Annotated in this window: 16 protein-coding genes; 1 reads left to right on the forward strand and 15 read right to left on the reverse strand. The window is 55.0% G+C overall.

The window, feature by feature from the left end; all coding sequences use genetic code 11:
• Position 1: 1 nt before the first annotated feature.
• The 14 genes from L2W58_RS09945 to rpsO all read right to left on the reverse strand — a co-directional run bounded on the left by L2W58_RS09945 (position 2) and on the right by rpsO (position 13,093).
• Complete coding sequence (locus L2W58_RS09945; protein ID WP_236103190.1) at positions 2-538, reverse strand: CvpA family protein; 537 nt, start codon at positions 536-538, stop codon at positions 2-4.
• The gene (locus L2W58_RS09950; RefSeq protein ID WP_236103191.1) at positions 535-789 is read right to left on the reverse strand and encodes a hypothetical protein; all 255 of its coding nucleotides are present in this window, start codon (positions 787-789) and stop codon (positions 535-537) included. The genes L2W58_RS09945 and L2W58_RS09950 overlap by 4 nt, the downstream gene beginning before the upstream one ends.
• A 16-nt stretch (positions 790-805) precedes the next feature.
• Entirely contained in the window at positions 806-1,099 is a 294-nt protein-coding gene (locus L2W58_RS09955; RefSeq protein WP_236103192.1) for a coiled-coil domain-containing protein, read from the reverse strand.
• A gap of 56 nt (positions 1,100-1,155) precedes the next feature.
• Complete coding sequence (gene pheT / locus L2W58_RS09960; RefSeq protein WP_236103193.1) at positions 1,156-3,555, reverse strand: phenylalanine--tRNA ligase subunit beta; 2,400 nt, start codon at positions 3,553-3,555, stop codon at positions 1,156-1,158.
• Positions 3,555-4,592, reverse strand: coding sequence for a phenylalanine--tRNA ligase subunit alpha (gene pheS, locus L2W58_RS09965; protein WP_236103194.1), 1,038 nt, complete (start codon positions 4,590-4,592; stop codon positions 3,555-3,557). The genes pheT and pheS overlap by 1 nt, the downstream gene beginning before the upstream one ends.
• Before the next feature lie 3 nt (positions 4,593-4,595).
• A complete protein-coding gene (locus L2W58_RS09970) occupies positions 4,596-5,285 on the reverse strand; it encodes a potassium channel family protein (RefSeq protein WP_236103195.1) in 690 nt (229 codons plus the stop codon).
• 13 nt (positions 5,286-5,298) lie between these two features.
• On the reverse strand, positions 5,299-6,561 hold the full coding sequence (locus tag L2W58_RS09975) for a TrkH family potassium uptake protein (protein WP_236103196.1): 1,263 nt from the start codon (positions 6,559-6,561) through the stop codon (positions 5,299-5,301).
• Between the two features lie 56 nt (positions 6,562-6,617).
• Positions 6,618-6,977, reverse strand: coding sequence for a 50S ribosomal protein L20 (rplT, locus tag L2W58_RS09980; protein WP_005661865.1), 360 nt, complete (start codon positions 6,975-6,977; stop codon positions 6,618-6,620).
• Positions 6,978-7,007: 30 nt separating this feature from the next.
• A complete protein-coding gene (gene rpmI, locus L2W58_RS09985) occupies positions 7,008-7,205 on the reverse strand; it encodes a 50S ribosomal protein L35 (RefSeq protein WP_236100037.1) in 198 nt (65 codons plus the stop codon).
• Positions 7,206-7,245: 40 nt separating this feature from the next.
• Entirely contained in the window at positions 7,246-7,818 is a 573-nt protein-coding gene (infC, locus tag L2W58_RS09990) for a translation initiation factor IF-3 (protein WP_236103202.1), read from the reverse strand.
• Between the two features lie 210 nt (positions 7,819-8,028).
• Positions 8,029-9,921 (reverse strand): threonine--tRNA ligase, encoded by a 1,893-nt coding sequence (thrS, locus tag L2W58_RS09995; protein ID WP_236103197.1) that lies wholly within the window; start codon positions 9,919-9,921, stop codon positions 8,029-8,031.
• 73 nt (positions 9,922-9,994) lie between these two features.
• Entirely contained in the window at positions 9,995-10,453 is a 459-nt protein-coding gene (gene dut, locus L2W58_RS10000) for a dUTP diphosphatase (protein ID WP_236103203.1), read from the reverse strand.
• 1 nt (position 10,454) lies between these two features.
• Positions 10,455-12,704 carry a polyribonucleotide nucleotidyltransferase gene (locus L2W58_RS10005; RefSeq protein WP_236103198.1) on the reverse strand — a complete coding sequence of 750 codons (2,250 nt, stop codon included), beginning with the start codon at positions 12,702-12,704 and terminating at the stop codon, positions 10,455-10,457.
• 122 nt (positions 12,705-12,826) lie between these two features.
• Positions 12,827-13,093 carry a 30S ribosomal protein S15 gene (rpsO, locus tag L2W58_RS10010; protein WP_005661854.1) on the reverse strand — a complete coding sequence of 89 codons (267 nt, stop codon included), beginning with the start codon at positions 13,091-13,093 and terminating at the stop codon, positions 12,827-12,829.
• 250 nt (positions 13,094-13,343) lie between these two features.
• Here rpsO and L2W58_RS10015 point away from each other — a divergent pair, with 250 nt between their 5' ends.
• Positions 13,344-14,036 carry a response regulator transcription factor gene (locus L2W58_RS10015; RefSeq protein WP_236103199.1) on the forward strand — a complete coding sequence of 231 codons (693 nt, stop codon included), beginning with the start codon at positions 13,344-13,346 and terminating at the stop codon, positions 14,034-14,036.
• Between the two features lie 67 nt (positions 14,037-14,103).
• On the opposite strand, the gene L2W58_RS10020 is transcribed toward L2W58_RS10015, so the two are convergent.
• Positions 14,104-15,501, reverse strand: coding sequence for a Do family serine endopeptidase (locus L2W58_RS10020; protein ID WP_236103200.1), 1,398 nt, complete (start codon positions 15,499-15,501; stop codon positions 14,104-14,106).
• Positions 15,502-15,694 lie beyond the last annotated feature (193 nt).

Genomic DNA, 15,694 nt, shown 5'->3' on the forward strand with positions numbered 1-15,694 from the left:
CTCAGATATCCCCCGTATCGACGGGATAGGAACTCCCTTCATCGGGCAAAAGCCCGCTCTTGGCCGCATAGGGCGCGACGTGAGGCCATATGGTCGCGGCCAAAATCATTGAACGACTCTGTTTCAAAACTTCCTGGGGCACCAGAGGCTTCACCATGGAGAGCAGCACGAAGAGGACCAACAGAAGGGCCACCGACTTAACGCACCCGGCGGCCAGTCCCAGCATTCGATCCAGAAAGGTGAGGGAGGTGATGGTCAGAAAAGCCCTGCATATCCTGGTCAACAGGGCACCCAGAAGGACGACCACGACGAAGACTATCACCATGGAGATCACCTTGCCGGCAGGAAGGGACAGACCGTCGAAAGCCTCCATCAGAAAAGCAGCACCCTGGTCGGCCAGGCGAAAAGCCAAAACCAGACCTCCCACCGTGGCCACCAGGGATATGACCTCTCCCATAAGGCCTCGCAACATTCCCTTGACCGCGAAAATCACCGTGACAAACAGAAATATCAGGTCTATTGCCAGTCCTATATTCATGGAGAATTCTCCTCCGGATCGACTTCAGCCAGTAGATTCTCCAGCCTTCTGTTTTGACCGTCGACCCAGAGGACCAGGTTCAGCCACGCCATCAGAAGTCGTCGATCCGAGGGCATCTTGGAATCGATCTTGGCCATAACCTCCTCCGTGAAGGCCATGGCCCGTGACCAGGCAGCTTCGTCTACGGCGGTCTCCACGCTGTAGCGGTTCATGCCTATAACGACGGTCTCTTGGCGGCTTTTATCGGACAATCAAGCGACTCCCCTCTTATCCTCTGTTATCCGGCCCCTCCTGGGGCAACAGATTTTTAAGTTTGCCGTAGACAGCGGTCAGACGACTCTCCATCTGGGCCTTCTCCTTTTGAAGGTTCATCTTCTCCCTCTCCAGTTGCTCTATCCGTCTCTGGCTCTCCTTGTCCTGCCTTATATGTTCCATCTCTTTGTCCTTCAGCTGGGTCTTGGCTCCCTCCAGCTCGTCCTTGAAGCGGTCTCTGGATTCTTTAAGGACCTTAAGTCTCTCAGCAAGTCCATCGATAAGTTGATCCATATTTTCCAGGTTCATAATGACCCCTCCAGTATTATTTAAGATTTCGGGAATGCCCGTTATAGCTCCGCAGCTCAGCGGAGAGAATAGCCTTTTTCTTCCAGTCTGGACCTTAATTCATCGTGTACGGAGTCGATCTCCTTGTCCTTAAGGGTCCTGTCCGAACTTCTGTATGCCATGGAAAACGCAAGACTCCTCTTGCCCTCGGGGATCCCCTTTCCCTCGTATATATCGAACAGCCTGACCTTATCGAGAAGATCGTCGGCGAGGGATTCTATATCCTCCACCACCGATTCGACCGAGACGGAGGAATCGGACAGCAAGGACACGTCCCTGAAAACCGGAGGATAAGAGGAGCCCTGACCGAACCGCAAGACAGGATCCTCCAGCAGAGGAGCCAGATCGAACTCGAAACAGTAAACCGGGCCGTCCAGGTCCAACTCGCTCTCTACGGCCGGTTTCAGTCTGACCATAAAGCCTATCACCGCACTATCATACACGATATGGGCCGTTTGCCCAAGATGTCCGAAGGGCTCCTCCCCCTGGACGAAGGAAAAACGGACCTTTCTGGACAACCCAAAGGACTGGACGTCCGCCTTCACGGACAGTAGGTCGTCTACGACGGATTCGCCGTAAGGGCTGCGTGTATCCTTGCCGGGATAGACCAGACCGGAGATCCTGTCGAACTCGATCAACTCGTCCTTTTCGTCCAGTCTGAAGACCCTTCCGGACTCGAAAAGCCTGACGGGACCTCTCCAACCCGACCTCAGGGTCCGCCTCAGGGACTCAAGAAGTCCGGGCAACATGGTCGATCTCATTACGGACAGCTCCCCGCTTATCGGGTTGCTGAGAGACAGGAAACGACCTCTGGGATCGTCCTCAAGGCGCAGTATATCTCTGTATTTAGGCGAATGGAAGCTGTAAGAGACGACCTCCACGTACCCTCTGGCGATGGCAAGCGACCTCAGCTCTCTCGATGTCGCGGTCACGGCTCCCAGTTTTCCCGCACTGTAGGAGCATCCGGGAATTCGGGAAGGTATCACATCGTATCCCCTTATCCTGGCGACCTCCTCCACGAGATCCTCCTCTATGGATATATCCGGACGATAGGAAGGGACTTTGAAACTTCGCACGCAGTCGTCCTCATTGGCCTCGACCTCGACAAGTCCCAGCCTCGACAGGATGGAGGACGCCTCTTTCATATCGTCCCACTGGGCGATTCGGGCCAGTTTCCTTTTCGTGAGGGACACCACCGGGCGGTTCATATCGCCTCTGAAGGCTCTGGCCACGCCGGAGGCGACCTCCGCACATCCCCAGTCTCTCAGTAGGGAGAAAGCGTAGTCTATGGCTCTCTCCGGAAGCTCCGGATCCACCCCTCTGGCGTAGCGATAGGAGGCCTCGCTGGGAAGTCCCAGACGACGGGAGGTCGAGCCTATTCTGGCAGGATCGAATATGGCGCTCTCCAGGAGTAACCTAGTCGTGCCATCCTCTATCTCTGAGTTCAACCCTCCCATGACCCCCGCCAGGGCCACAGAGCTATCGCCACTGCATATGACGAGATCCGACGAATCGAGGGTCCTTTCCTTGTGGTCCAGCGTCACGAATCGCTCTCCCTGGAGGGCCGAACGGACCGAGATGGACCGATCGGGCAACCTGTCGGTATCGAAGGCATGAAGAGGCTGCCCCAGGGCGAGCATGGTCAGGTTGGTAACGTCGACCACGTTGTTGACCGGCCTCATTCCGCAAAGAGACAGCCGGATCCTGGCCTCAAGAGGTGACGGCGCTATCTTCAATTTCTCCGCCATACCCATGAGATAGACCGGACATCCATCGTCCTCCAGGGTTATGCCTCTGAAGTCGAAGTTCCAGTCGGGATCGCCCAGAGAGACGGGCTCGTCCTCATTTTTCATGGACGCCTCGGGAAAGAGGGCTATCACCTCTCTGGCGATCCCTCTCATGCTCAACATATCCCCTCTGTTGGGCGTTATAGAAAGCTCCAATACGAAGTCGTCCAAACCCAGGGCCTTGACTGCGTCGTCTCCTGCGGTCAGATGCTCGGGGAGCCTCAGTATACCGAACTCGTCCGCCACGTCGGGAAGTCCCAGCTCCTCGGCGGAAAGCATCATACCCGAGCTGACCACGCCGTCGAAATCCCTGTCGCCCAACACGGTTCCGTCGGCTACGGTAGCGCCACCGGGAGCGTAGGGGACCTTGTCGCCTACGGACAGGTTCTTAGCGGCGGTTACACATGTGGTGGAGCCGTTCCCCCTATCGAGCTCCACCAGCAGGAGGTTTTCGCTGCTAGGATGGGGAACTATCGAGGACACCTGGGCCACCACTATCCCGGCCAACCTCTCGCACGGGCGATGTATAGCCTCTATTTCGTTTCCGGTAACGGTGAGCCTCTCGGCCACCGTCTCCATCGAGACAGGCAGGTCCACCAGCTCGTTGAGCCAATTCCAGGAAACCAGCATCATTCATCCCTCCCGGAGAGCAGATAGGACAGATCTCCCTCGAAGAGAGGGCGAAGGTCCCTGAGATCGTACTTCAACATAGCTATTCGATCCAGCCCCATACCCCAGGCGAAGCCGTTGAACCTCTCGGGGTCGACTCCTCCGGCCCGAAGTACCTCGGGATGGACCATTCCCATACCGCCTATCTCCAGCCATCCGGTCCCCTTGCAGATCCGGCAGGAAGGATCCTTGCCGGAACAGGCGATACACTCTATGTCGACCTCCATGGACGGCTCGGTGAAGGGGAAATAGCTCGCCCTGTATCGAGCCTTGAGAGGTCTGGAGAAGATCGCCGAAACCATGGCCTCCAGACAGCCCTTGAGATCCCCGATGGAGACGTCCTCCTCCACCAATAGCCCCTCTATCTGATGGAACATAGGGGAATGGGTGGGATCGCTGTCCCTCCTGTAGACCTTCCCGGGACAGGCTATCCTCAAAGGCGCTCCGTAGGCCAACATGGACCTCACCTGCACCGGAGAGGTATGGGTTCTGAGAAGTCTGCCGTCGTCGAAATAAAAGGTGTCCTGCATATCCCTGGCGGGATGATGAGGGGGGATGTTGAGGGCCTCGAAATTATGAAAATCGTCCTCTACCTCCGGTCCAAGAGCCACGGAAAAGCCAAGTCCGGTGAGTATCTCGGAGACATCGTACATAACCTGCATAACCGGGTGGACCCCTCCGGAAAGGCGACCTCTGGCGGGCTGGGTAACGTCCACGAACTCATTGAGCTCCTTTTCCCTCAGGGCATCGTCTTCCGCTCTTTTAGACCTCTCGGTAAGGTCCGAGTCGAGAACTTGCTTAAGCTCGTTTATGACCTTTCCCGCCTCCGGACGTTCTTCCGACGACATCGCCCCCAGAGACTTCAAAAGGGCGGTCACCTTGCCCTTCTTGCCCAGATAGCGAACCCGGAGGTCCTTAAGATCGTCCAGAGACTTCGCATCCTCCAGCTCAGAAAGGAAGGAACTTCTCACCCCTTCTATATCCAGTTTCAAATCCATCGTCTAGACCTCCCCTTCCGAATTTATTTTTTCCAGTTTATCCACCCAATCGGCCAGGCGTTCTCTATCGCCGACCAACATCAGCTTGTCTCCCTCTCTTATAACCGAGTCCGGACCTGGCATCATCTTGGCGTCGTCCCGCTCCAACAACAAAATGGACGCGCCGTATGAACTTCTGAAGTTCAGCTCCATAAGGCTCTTTCCAACCATGTCAGGAAGGGGCCTCAGCTCTCCCACTATATAGCCGTTGCCCGGTATCTGAGAGAAGTTCGACAACCAGGGGTTGACGAACTGCTCCGCTAGACGGACTCCCATGTCCTTTTCGGGAAAGATGACCCTGTCCGCTCCAACTCTGGCCAGGACCCTGGCGTGAAGGGCCGTCTGGGCTCTGGAGACGAGCCGGTCTATTCCCAAACCTTTGAGGATCGCGGTCGTGAGGATGCTGGCCTCCACGTTCTCCCCTATGGCGACAACTGCCACGTCGGCCTCCTTGGCCCCGACCTTTATGAGAGCCTCCTCGTCGGAGGCGTCGAGCTCGGCGGCGTAGTCCACCGTATCGGCGACCTCCGCCACCTTGTCGGGATCCATGTCGACCGCAACTACCCTCTGTCCCAGAGCTACCAACCTCTCGCAAAGAGAGAGGCCGAAACGCCCCAGCCCTACGACGAAATACATTTTGGTCTCCCGGGCCATGAAAAAACAGCTCCTATCCTATAGGTATGAAGGTCTCGGCGTAGCTGACCTTGCGGGACTCGTCGCTGTCCGCGAGGCTGAACAGGAAGGTTAGAATCCCCACCCTACCCCAGAACATCAATAGTATCAGGATCCATTTTCCCGCAGGGGAGAGATCCGCAGTCACTCCCATGGAAAGCCCCACCGTGCCCATTGCCGAGACGACCTCGAAGGCCAGGCTCCTGAACGACATGTCCTCCACCAAGTTCAGAAGGAGTATACCAAATAAAACCGTGGCTACGTAGAGGAAAGCGAGCATCATCGCCCTCAGCACGAGTTTTTGAGGGACGCTTCTGTGCCAGAGCACCAGATTGGAGTCGCCTCTCGTGTTGAAAAAGACGGAGGAGACCAGAAGCCCGAAGGTGGTTGTCTTCATCCCCCCTCCGGTAGAACCAGGCGAAGCTCCTATCATCATCAGTATCATGATCAAAAAAGCCCCTAGAGAGGACAGCTCGACGGTCGGCAAGGTGTTAAAGCCAGCGGTACGAGAGGTAACCGAAGCGAAAAGAGCGTTCCATATCTTCATGGGAACAGAAAGCCCTTTCAGCAGACCATCCCATTCGGTCAAGGCGAGAAGAACCGCTCCGAAAAACACCAACGACACGGTCGCCACCAGCACCAGCTTGGTATGAACGGAAAGCCTTTTTCTGCCTCTGAACCACTCACCTAGCTCCCACAAAACGATGAAACCGACACCGCCTAGAACTATAAGGGACATCATCACCGCTGGAAGAAGCCATCCCGTAGCATACCCCTCCAGGCTGTCGACGAAGAGGGAGAAACCGGCGTTGCAGAAGGCGCTGATGCTGTGAAAGATCGAGCACCAGAGAGATTCCTTGGAGGACATGGTCTCTCTGAAAACGAAAAAAAGCGGGACAGTGGCTAAGCACTCGATCACAAGGGTAATCTTTACTATACGGGCCACGAGCCTCACCGCACCGGAGGGTCCCTCAAGCCCCATACCTCCGGCAAAGAGAAGCCTCTGTCTTATCCCTATGGGACGACGCAGTAGAAAAAGGGTGAAGGTCGCTGCGGTCATGACTCCCAGACCTCCCAGCTGAATCAGAAGAAGAAGTATCGCCTGAGACGAAAAGACCAGGTCCCTGCCGGTATCTACCACAGCCAGGCCGGTCACGCAGACAGCGGAAGTGGAGGTAAAAAGGGCGTCCAACGGAGAGATAGGCATATCTCCCAGATAGTTGAAACCCCATAGCAGAAGGGCTCCTATCAAAATCAATGATAGGAACCCTCCGACGATGGCTCGTTCAACTCGTATAGAGCTGTATGTCCTCACTACGCCTGATTCAAGGCCTCTTTGGCCTTGACGGCTAGGGCCTCGAAGGCGGGCATGTCGTTTACGGCCAGGTCCGCAAGCATCTTGCGGTTGACCTCCACGCCGGCCTTCTTCAAGCCGTTGATCAGATTGCTGTAGTTCATGCCGTTGATCCTGGCCGCAGCGTTGATCCTGGTTATCCAGAGACGACGGAAATCTCTCTTGCGAAGTTTCCTGTCGGCGTACATCCTGGTCAGTGAGTGAAGGAAAGCCTCCCTGGCACGGCGATAAACGTTTTTCTTTCTTCCGAAATAACCCTTAGTTATGGAAAACAGCTTTTTGCGTTTTCTATCGCTAGAGCTGGCAGCAGCAACACGCATCGTTCTTCACCTCTCGTTACGAAATCGCCGTTAGGCGTAGGGCATCATTTTCTTCATCGTCTCGGTCAAAGTATCGTTAAGGATACCATCCTGACGAAGGCGACGAAGGCGACTGGCGTTCTTCGTCTTGAGCTTGTGAGCGCGACCGGATTTCTTATAGGATACCTTTCCCGTTCCGGTGAAAGAAAAACGCTTTTTAGCGCCGGAGTGGGTTTTCATCTTAGGCATAGGAGCTCCTCCTTATATTAGAATACCGTTTTATACGACCTTATTCTTCCCCTTGATCGCTTTCGCTCTTAGGGGTTTTTTTGACCTCTTTCTGCTGGACCGGGGTCATCATCATCCGCATGTAACGTCCCTCCATACGAGGGAAACCCTCCATCTTACCGAGGTCCTCGCAGTCCTTGGCTACCCTGTCCAGCACCTCTTTGCCGCGATCCAGAAACGCCATCTCCCTACCCCTGAAGAATATGGAGACCTTCACCCTGTGACCGTTCTCCAGGAAACTTCTAATAGCCTTGGTTTTGAAGTTGTAATCGTGTTCGTCGATCTTCGGACGCATCTTCATTTCCTTGAGAGTCTGGGTCTTCTGTTTCTTACGAGCGTCCTTCTCCCGCTTCTGCTGCTGATACCTGAACTTACCGTAATCCAGGATGCGGCAGACCGGCGGATTGGCTCCCGGAGCCACCTCCACCAGGTCCAGTTCCTTCTCTGCCGACAGATCCAGGGCTTCGTTTATGGGAAGGACTCCCAATTTTCCACCTTGATCGTCTATAACCAGGACCTCTCGTGCGGTTATTTCCTCGTTGACTCTCGGCTCGTCAGAAAGTTTCTTAGCTATAACGGTTCACCTCCGTGAATGATTGGCGTAAAAAAAGGGGACCGTCTAAGGCCCCCTCTGAAGTACGAAATACACTACGCCCTGAGACGCGATAATTCGACTGGAACCAGACAACTGCTAAAAGCGTCGTCAGGTGAGGGGATCCCCTTCTTTTCTACATCGTAACTCGTGAGATGTTACCACGACATCCCGTTTTAGGCAAGTTTTTCTCTATAAGGGTGAGAACTGCCCTTCAAGCAGCTTCAGTAGATCCTCCTTGCTCATGGATCCCTTGTCCCCTTCGGACCGATCTCTTACCGATACGGTGCCGGTCTCCAGCTCTCTGTCTCCGACGACCAACATAAAGGGAACCTTCTCCATCTGAGCGTCTCTGATCTTCCTGCCGAGCTTTTCGTCTCTACAGTCCAGCTCAACCCGATATTCCCGATCCTGGAGAAGAACCTTCAGCTCCTTGGCGTAGCCAACGTGATCGTCCCCCACCGCAAGTATCTTCACCTGAACGGGAGCGATCCAGAAGGGGAAGGCCCCTGCGTAATGCTCTATCAGTATGCCGAGGAAACGCTCGATGCTTCCCAATATGGTCCTGTGGAGCATGGCAGGACGATGTTCCTTCCCGTCCGAGCCTATATAGGTGACGTCGAACTTCTCCGGCATCTGGAAGTCGAGCTGGATGGTCCCACATTGCCAGGTTCTACCTATGCAGTCCTCCAGATGAAAGTCTATCTTGGGACCGTAGAAAGCGCCGTCTCCGGGGTTGAGCACGTAAGAGGTCCCTCTTTCCTCCAGCACCTCTCTCAGGGACCTCTCGGCCAACTCCCACATCTCGTCGCTGCCCATGGAGTTATCCGGCCTGGTGGACAATTCCACGTGGAACTTGAAGCCGAAGACCTCGGAGTATATGTAGTCCACCATGTCCATGATCAGGGAGACCTCGTCCTTGATCTGATCGGGGGTGCAATAGTGATGTGCATCGTCCTGGGTAAAGCAACGGACCCTCATCAGACCGTGTAGCACTCCGGACTTCTCGTGTCTATGGACGATCCCGAGCTCGCCGAGCCTGAGGGGAAGATCCCTATAGCTATGAAGATCCGATTTATAGACCAGGATCCCTCCGGGGCAGTTCATCGGTTTTATGGCGTAGGGCTGCTCGTCTATCTCGGTAAAATACATGTTTTCCCTGTAGTGATCCCAGTGCCCAGATTGTATCCATAGGTCCCTGTTCAGAATCAGGGGAGTCCTTATCTGATCGTAACCGTTCTTTCTGTGCACCTTGCTCCAGAAATCGATCAGGGTGTTTATCACGACCATACCCTTGGGATGGAAAAACGGGAACCCTGGACCTTCTTTGTGGAGAGAGAACAGACCCAGCTCACGGCCTATCTTGCGGTGATCCCTCTTCTTGGCCTCCTCCATCCTGGTGACGTAGGCCTCCAGTTCCTCCTTGGTGGCGAAGGCGGTTCCGTATATACGGGTAAGCATGATGTTGTTCTCGTCGCCTCTCCAATAGGCACCGGCGACGGAGAGAAGCTTGAAGTTCTGAAGCACCCTGGTGTTGGGAACGTGAGGTCCTCGGCAGAGATCGACGTATTCGTCCTGCCAATACAGGTTGACCGAAGCGTCGTCTATTCCCTCCAGAATCTCGACCTTATAGGGATCCTTCCTTTCCTTGAAGATCTCTATGGCCTCTTCTCTGGAGACTCGCTGACGCTTCAGAGGTATTCCCCTCTTGACTATCCTGCGCATCTCCTTCTCCAGGGCGGGCAGATCCGTCTCGGAGATGGGCTCCTTGAACTCTATGTCGTAGTAGAAACCGTCCTTTATCACCGGACCTATGGCGACCACTGCGCCAGGGAACAGTCTGGTGGCGGCCTGGGCCAAGAGATGGGCGGTCGAGTGTCTAAGTATCTCCAGACCCTCTTCGGTATCGGAGGTTATGGGCTCCACCGAGGCGTCGCAGGAGACCTCTACGTCGAGGTCCAGCTCCTCTCCGTTCACCTTGGCCGAAAGAGCTCCCTTGTCAAGCTTCCATTCCTTTAAGATATCGCCGACGACAGCCTTCTCAGATTCGAAAAGCTGTCCGGCTGGACCGGAAAAACGATACATTTCCTACCTGCCTTTCCAAGGACCGACCAGGCCCTTTAACGCTAGAGGGGACCTTGATGTCCCCGTTCCTCCACTATTTCCTCGAAGGGGTCGATATACCGGTGCTACCAAATCCACCGGAGCCTCTCTCGGTGGATTCCAAAGTAGCGACCTCCTCCCAGCAGGCCCTCGCGACCGGAGCGATCACCAATTGGGCGATTCTGTCGCCTACGGCCACCTCGAAGGGACCATCTCCCAGGTTCATCATTATTACCCTGATCTCTCCCCTGTAATCCGAATCTATGGTTCCAGGAGAGTTCGGGACCACCAGACCTCTCTTGAGAGCCAGACCGCTTCTTGGGCGGACCTGGGCCTCGAACCCATCGGGAACGGCTATCCTGAGTCCGGTTCCCACCGTCATGCATTTTCCCTGAGGGATAACCACCGACTCCGCCGCTATCAGGTCCATGCCGGCGGAACCACTCGTCTCATAGCCGGGAAGGGGAAGCCTTAAGGCTTCCCCTTCCCGTACCACGGGAATACGTATCTCCATTTTATCTGCGATCGTTTCTACGACCACCGTTACCGCCTCTTCGACGATCGTCTCCGCCAGGCCTACGCCTGTCGTTGCCGGCAGGTGCGGGAGGCAGGGCAGCTATCGCCTCGTCCCTCTCGGCCTCGAAGGACAGGCAGGACTCCAGTCCGGCCTCCTTGACCTTCGCCTCGTCGGCCAAGATCTTCTTTCTGGTCAGGTTTATCCTGCCCATATCGTCGATCTCTCGGACCATCACCAGCACCGGGTCACCGGGCTTGAACACGTCCTCGACCTTTCCTACCCTATGGGTACTGATCTCGCTGACGTGAAGCAGTCCCTCCTTGCCTGGCAGGACCTCCACGAAGGCTCCGAAGGCCATGAGACGGGTCACCTTGCCCTGGAACACCTCTCCGGCCTGGACCTCTCTGACTATATCGTCAATCATCTTGATCGCCGCGTTGACCTCTTCCTGGGAGGCTCCGGCAATCAGGATCTGTCCGTCGTCGTCTATATTGACCTTGGCTCCCGTCTCCTGGGTGATGCCCCTGATAACCTTGCCTCCAGGCCCTATGACGTCGCGGATCTTATCCACGTTTATCATCATGGTGTACATCCTGGGAGCGTTAGGAGAGAGGTCTCCTGGGGTGGATATGGCCCGTTCCATAACGTCGAGGATAGCCATCCTGGCGTCTTTGGCCTGTCCTAGAGCCTGCTTCAATATCTCCCTGGTTATACCTCCGGCCTTGTTGTCCATCTGAAGGGCCGTAACCCCGTCACGGGTACCGGCGACCTTGAAATCCATGTCGCCGTAGTGGTCCTCCAATCCCTGTATATCGGTGAGGACTACGACGTCGTCTCCCTCTTTGATCAGTCCCATCGCTATACCGGCAACATGCTTCTTTATGGGAACTCCGGCACTCATGAGGGCCAGACTTCCTCCACATATGGAGGCCTGGGAACTCGAGCCGTTGGACTCAAGGATATCCGACACCACTCTGACCACGTAGGGGAATTCGGTATCGTCGGGAATCATGGGAGCCAAGGCCCTCTCAGCTAGGGCGCCGTGTCCGATCTCTCTCCTGCCCGGCCCTCTCATGGGACGAACCTCTCCCACCGAGTAAGGAGGGAAGTTGTAGTGAAGCAAGAAGCTCTTGTTTGGCTCGTTGTGTTTGAGACCGTCTATAAGCTGATCGTCCTCGCCCAGCATGCCTAGAGTGGCCGTCGCCAAAGACTGGGTCTCTCCTCTGGTAAACACGGCGGATCCGTGGACCTTGGGAAGGACGTCGACCTCGCAGCTAAGAGAACGGAGTTCGTCGGTCCTTCGACCGTCAGCACGGCGTTTCTCCGACACGGTGATCTTGCGCATCATGGTCTTAACCCAATTTTCGACGGCACCGGAGATATACCCTCCCTTATCGGGGAAGTCCTCGGCAAAATGCTCCCTGGCTCTGTCCTCCAGGGCACGAACGGCGGCACCTCTTTGTTTCTTGTCGTGAATCATAACTGCCTCGGCGATGTCGGACTTGAGGTTCTCCTCCACCCAGCAGTCTATCTCGGGAATCTTGACAGGAGGCTCTATGACGATCTTTTCCTTGCCGATCTCCTCCCTCATTCGCAGCTGGAGATCGACGATCTTTTTTATCTCTCCCTGAGCGAGCTCCATGGCGTCGACCAGAAGGTCCTCCGGGACCTCGTGGGCTCCCGCCTCGACCATCGTGATGCCGTCGGAATGACCGGAGACGACCAGCTCCAGCGAGCTTTTCTCCATCATATCCTCCGTGGGGTTCACCACCAGGGAACCGTCTATGTAACCTATACGCACCGCACCCACAGGGCCGCCCCAGGGGATATCGGAGATGGTCAGAGCCGCAGAAGCGGCGTTTATGGCGAGTATATTAGGCGGATTCTGCTGGTCCACCGACAGTACGGTAGCGACCACGTGTACGTCGTGCCTCATCCAGCCCTCGAAAAGAGAACGGATCGACCTGTCTATGACCCTGGCACTCAGAATGGCGGTCTGGGAAGGACGTCCCTCCCTCTTTATGAAACCGCCGGGAATCTTCCCTGCGGAGTAAAATCGTTCCTCGAAATCGACAAGAAGGGGAAAGAAATCCAGCCCCTCTCTCGGCTTATCGGTCATACAAGCAGTCGTGAGTATGACCGTGTCGCCCTGTCTGGCCCATACCGATCCGTTAGCCTGCTTGGCTACCTTACCGGTCTCGAAGACCAGCTCCTCTTCTCCTACTCTCACTCGATAGATATCCTGCATAAAATTTCCTCCTTGTTTTTTCCATCCCTTTCGATCCGAATAAGCATACCACATAAAAGACAAAAAATGCGGAGACGATTTAAATCGTCTCCGCATTTTAGATCTCGAATTTCGGCTCTCTTTTAGTGTCTCAGGCCGAGTCTCTCGATAAGGGTCTTGTATCTGTTGAAATCCTTGTTCCTGAGGTATCTCAACATCTTCCTACGACGTCCGACCATGGTGAGAAGGCCCTTCTTGGAGTGGAAGTCGTGCTTGTGCACCTTGAGATGCTCGGTCAGATCCCTGATCCTCTTGGTAAGGATAGCCACCTGGACCTCGGGGGATCCGGTATCGGTGGAATGGGAGTGGAAATCCTCGATGATTACGTTCTTCTCTTCTTTGGAAAGCATACTGTTCACCTCTAAACGACTTTTACCGTCGAATTCCCGAATCCACGAAAGCTCTGAAAGGGCTATCCTAGATTTGGGTGCGCTAATTGTATCATCCGAATCGGCTACGGACAAGAAGTATCAAGGTATCCCTAAAAAAACGCCCTCAAAAATCTTTTTTCACTCTAGACAAGGCAGTGTGGCTGTGTTTTAATACACGTAAGATGCGATAGCATCTATGAAATCTACTATTTTTCCAGGGGTGGTATAAATGAGAATTCTTATGATAGGGGATAAGGACAACGTAAGCGTCGGAGAGAGCCAGAATCTATTCAGCGATCTATCTCGAGAGTTTACCGTAGTCCGCATCAGCGATCCAGAGGAGGGCCTGGAGATGCTGAAGTCCAACAAGTACGACTGCGTCATAATAGACAGAAAAGACGCGAAGGACAACTGCGGAATGGACCTGGTCGACTTCAACAAGGAAAGCGGAATGGGACTGCCCATATTGATAATCTCGGCCGATAAGACCGTGGACGACCTGGTCGCCATGTTCGAGAGAGGGGCCGACGATTACGTGGCCTCACCCTGCGACGGAAGAGAGATCATCGCCAGAGTACACTCTCTCATAAGAAGAAGTGCTCAGTGCCATAGACCTCTTCTCACCTGCGGCAGGCTCATTCTGGACCCGGTAGCGAGAGAATGCAAGGTCGACGGAACATCGGTACCTCTCAGAAGACGGGAGTTCGATATTCTCGAGATCCTCATGCGCCACGACAACCAGGTGTTCAGCAGAGAGAGGATCATATCCGAGGTATGGCAGAAGGAATACGACGGAACCAGCAACGTGGTCGACGTCCACATAAAGTACCTCAGGGACAAGCTCAGAGAGCACAAGATGGACTCCATCGTCGTCACGGTAAGAGGCGTCGGTTACAAGGTTCAGTGCAGCGAATGCAACTGATCCATTGAGATAGATTCAAAAACAAGGGCGGGGCTCCGGTTTTCGGAGCCCCGCCCTTTTCTCAACTCTATCGCCTCAGAGTTATGGACATGAAGGTGGTCCTTCCGTCCCTTCTCACCAACAACACGACGTTGCCCTTCTCGTTCTTCAGGGCCCTGCCCAGATCGGAGGGGGTCTTTAGGGTGTGCCCGTTGGCCTCCAGGATAACGTCACCCTCCTTCAGGCCGGCCATAGCAGCGGAGGACCTCTCCTCAACCGACAGTATCACCAGACCGTCCTCCGACGGAAGATCGTACTTGTCCCTGAGCTGTCCGGTGACGGTTGCCACCTTGACCCCCAGGCTGTCTATCTCTCCCGACTCGGACGCCTCGCCAAATCCGGCGGTATCGTCCACCTCTGTAAGTCTGGCCTTCAAGGTCATCTCCTCTCCCCTGCGAACGACCTTCAGGGCGACCTCGTCTCCCGCCATACGATGCCGGACCTTCATCACGAAGTCCTGATGATCCTTGACCTTTTTCCCATCGATGGAGATTATGACGTCTCCCCTCTTCAAACCGGCCTTGGCCGCCGGAGAATCGGGAACCACGTCGCTGACCACGGCTCCATCGGTTCCATCCAACTTATATGCCTCGGCAAAATCCCTCGTGACCGGCTGTATATAGACGCCGAGCCAACCTCTCCTGACCTTGCCGTAACGAACGATATCGTCCATGACCTGTTTTGCCATGTTCACCGGTATGGCAAATCCTATGCCCTGGGCGTAGGGGATTATGGCCGTATTTATGCCGATCACCTTGCCGTCCATGTTCAAAAGGGGGCCTCCGCTATTGCCGGGATTTATGGCCGCATCGGTCTGTAAGAAACCGTCGAAATTGAAGTTCCTGGCGTGGATGCTCCTGTTCTTGGCCGAGACGACTCCTACTGTGACGGTATGTTCCAGGCCGAGGGGATTGCCTATGGCGACGGCCCACTCGCCGACCTTGGTGGCTTCCGAATCTCCCAATTCGAGGGTCGGAAGGTCCTTCGCCTCTATCTTCAAAACCGCCAGGTCAAAGGTCGGGTCCTTCCCCACTATCTTGGCGTCGAAGGTCCTGCCGTCCGAGAGAGTTACCGTTATTGTATCGGCATCGGCCACGACGTGGTTGTTCGTAAGGACCTTGCCGTCCTCGCTGACGATGAAACCGGACCCCTTCCCTCTCATCGGGACCATCCTGGAGAACTCCTTGAATCTCTCGCCGAAGAACTCCCTAAAGAACGGATCGTCCCCGAAGGGGGACACGCTCTGCCTCACCATGGCCTCCGTGTCTATGTTGACCACCGCGGGAGAAGCCTGCTCGAATATGGCGGCCACGGGATTGCCGGTGTAGACGTCCTGAGCTTGGGCGGACACGGCGGACAAGGAAAGGACGACCGCCATCAAAGCTGAAAGAACAACTCTCGATGTGATACTTTTTACATTTCTCATGAGATCACCTCCGAAATATCTACGTATAAATTACATCGAAGGCCCTCGTTTTACATCGTAATTTTTACCGAACCGCTATAGAGTAAAACGACGATGGCTGATATACCCTACCGTTTCTCCCTGTACTCCCTGAGGATATCCAGTACAGCGTCTATGTCCGACGCGGTGTGGTCGCCGGATATCTGGAACCGTA

The organism is Dethiosulfovibrio faecalis, assembly GCF_021568795.1.
GTDB lineage: Bacteria > Synergistota > Synergistia > Synergistales > Dethiosulfovibrionaceae > Dethiosulfovibrio > Dethiosulfovibrio faecalis.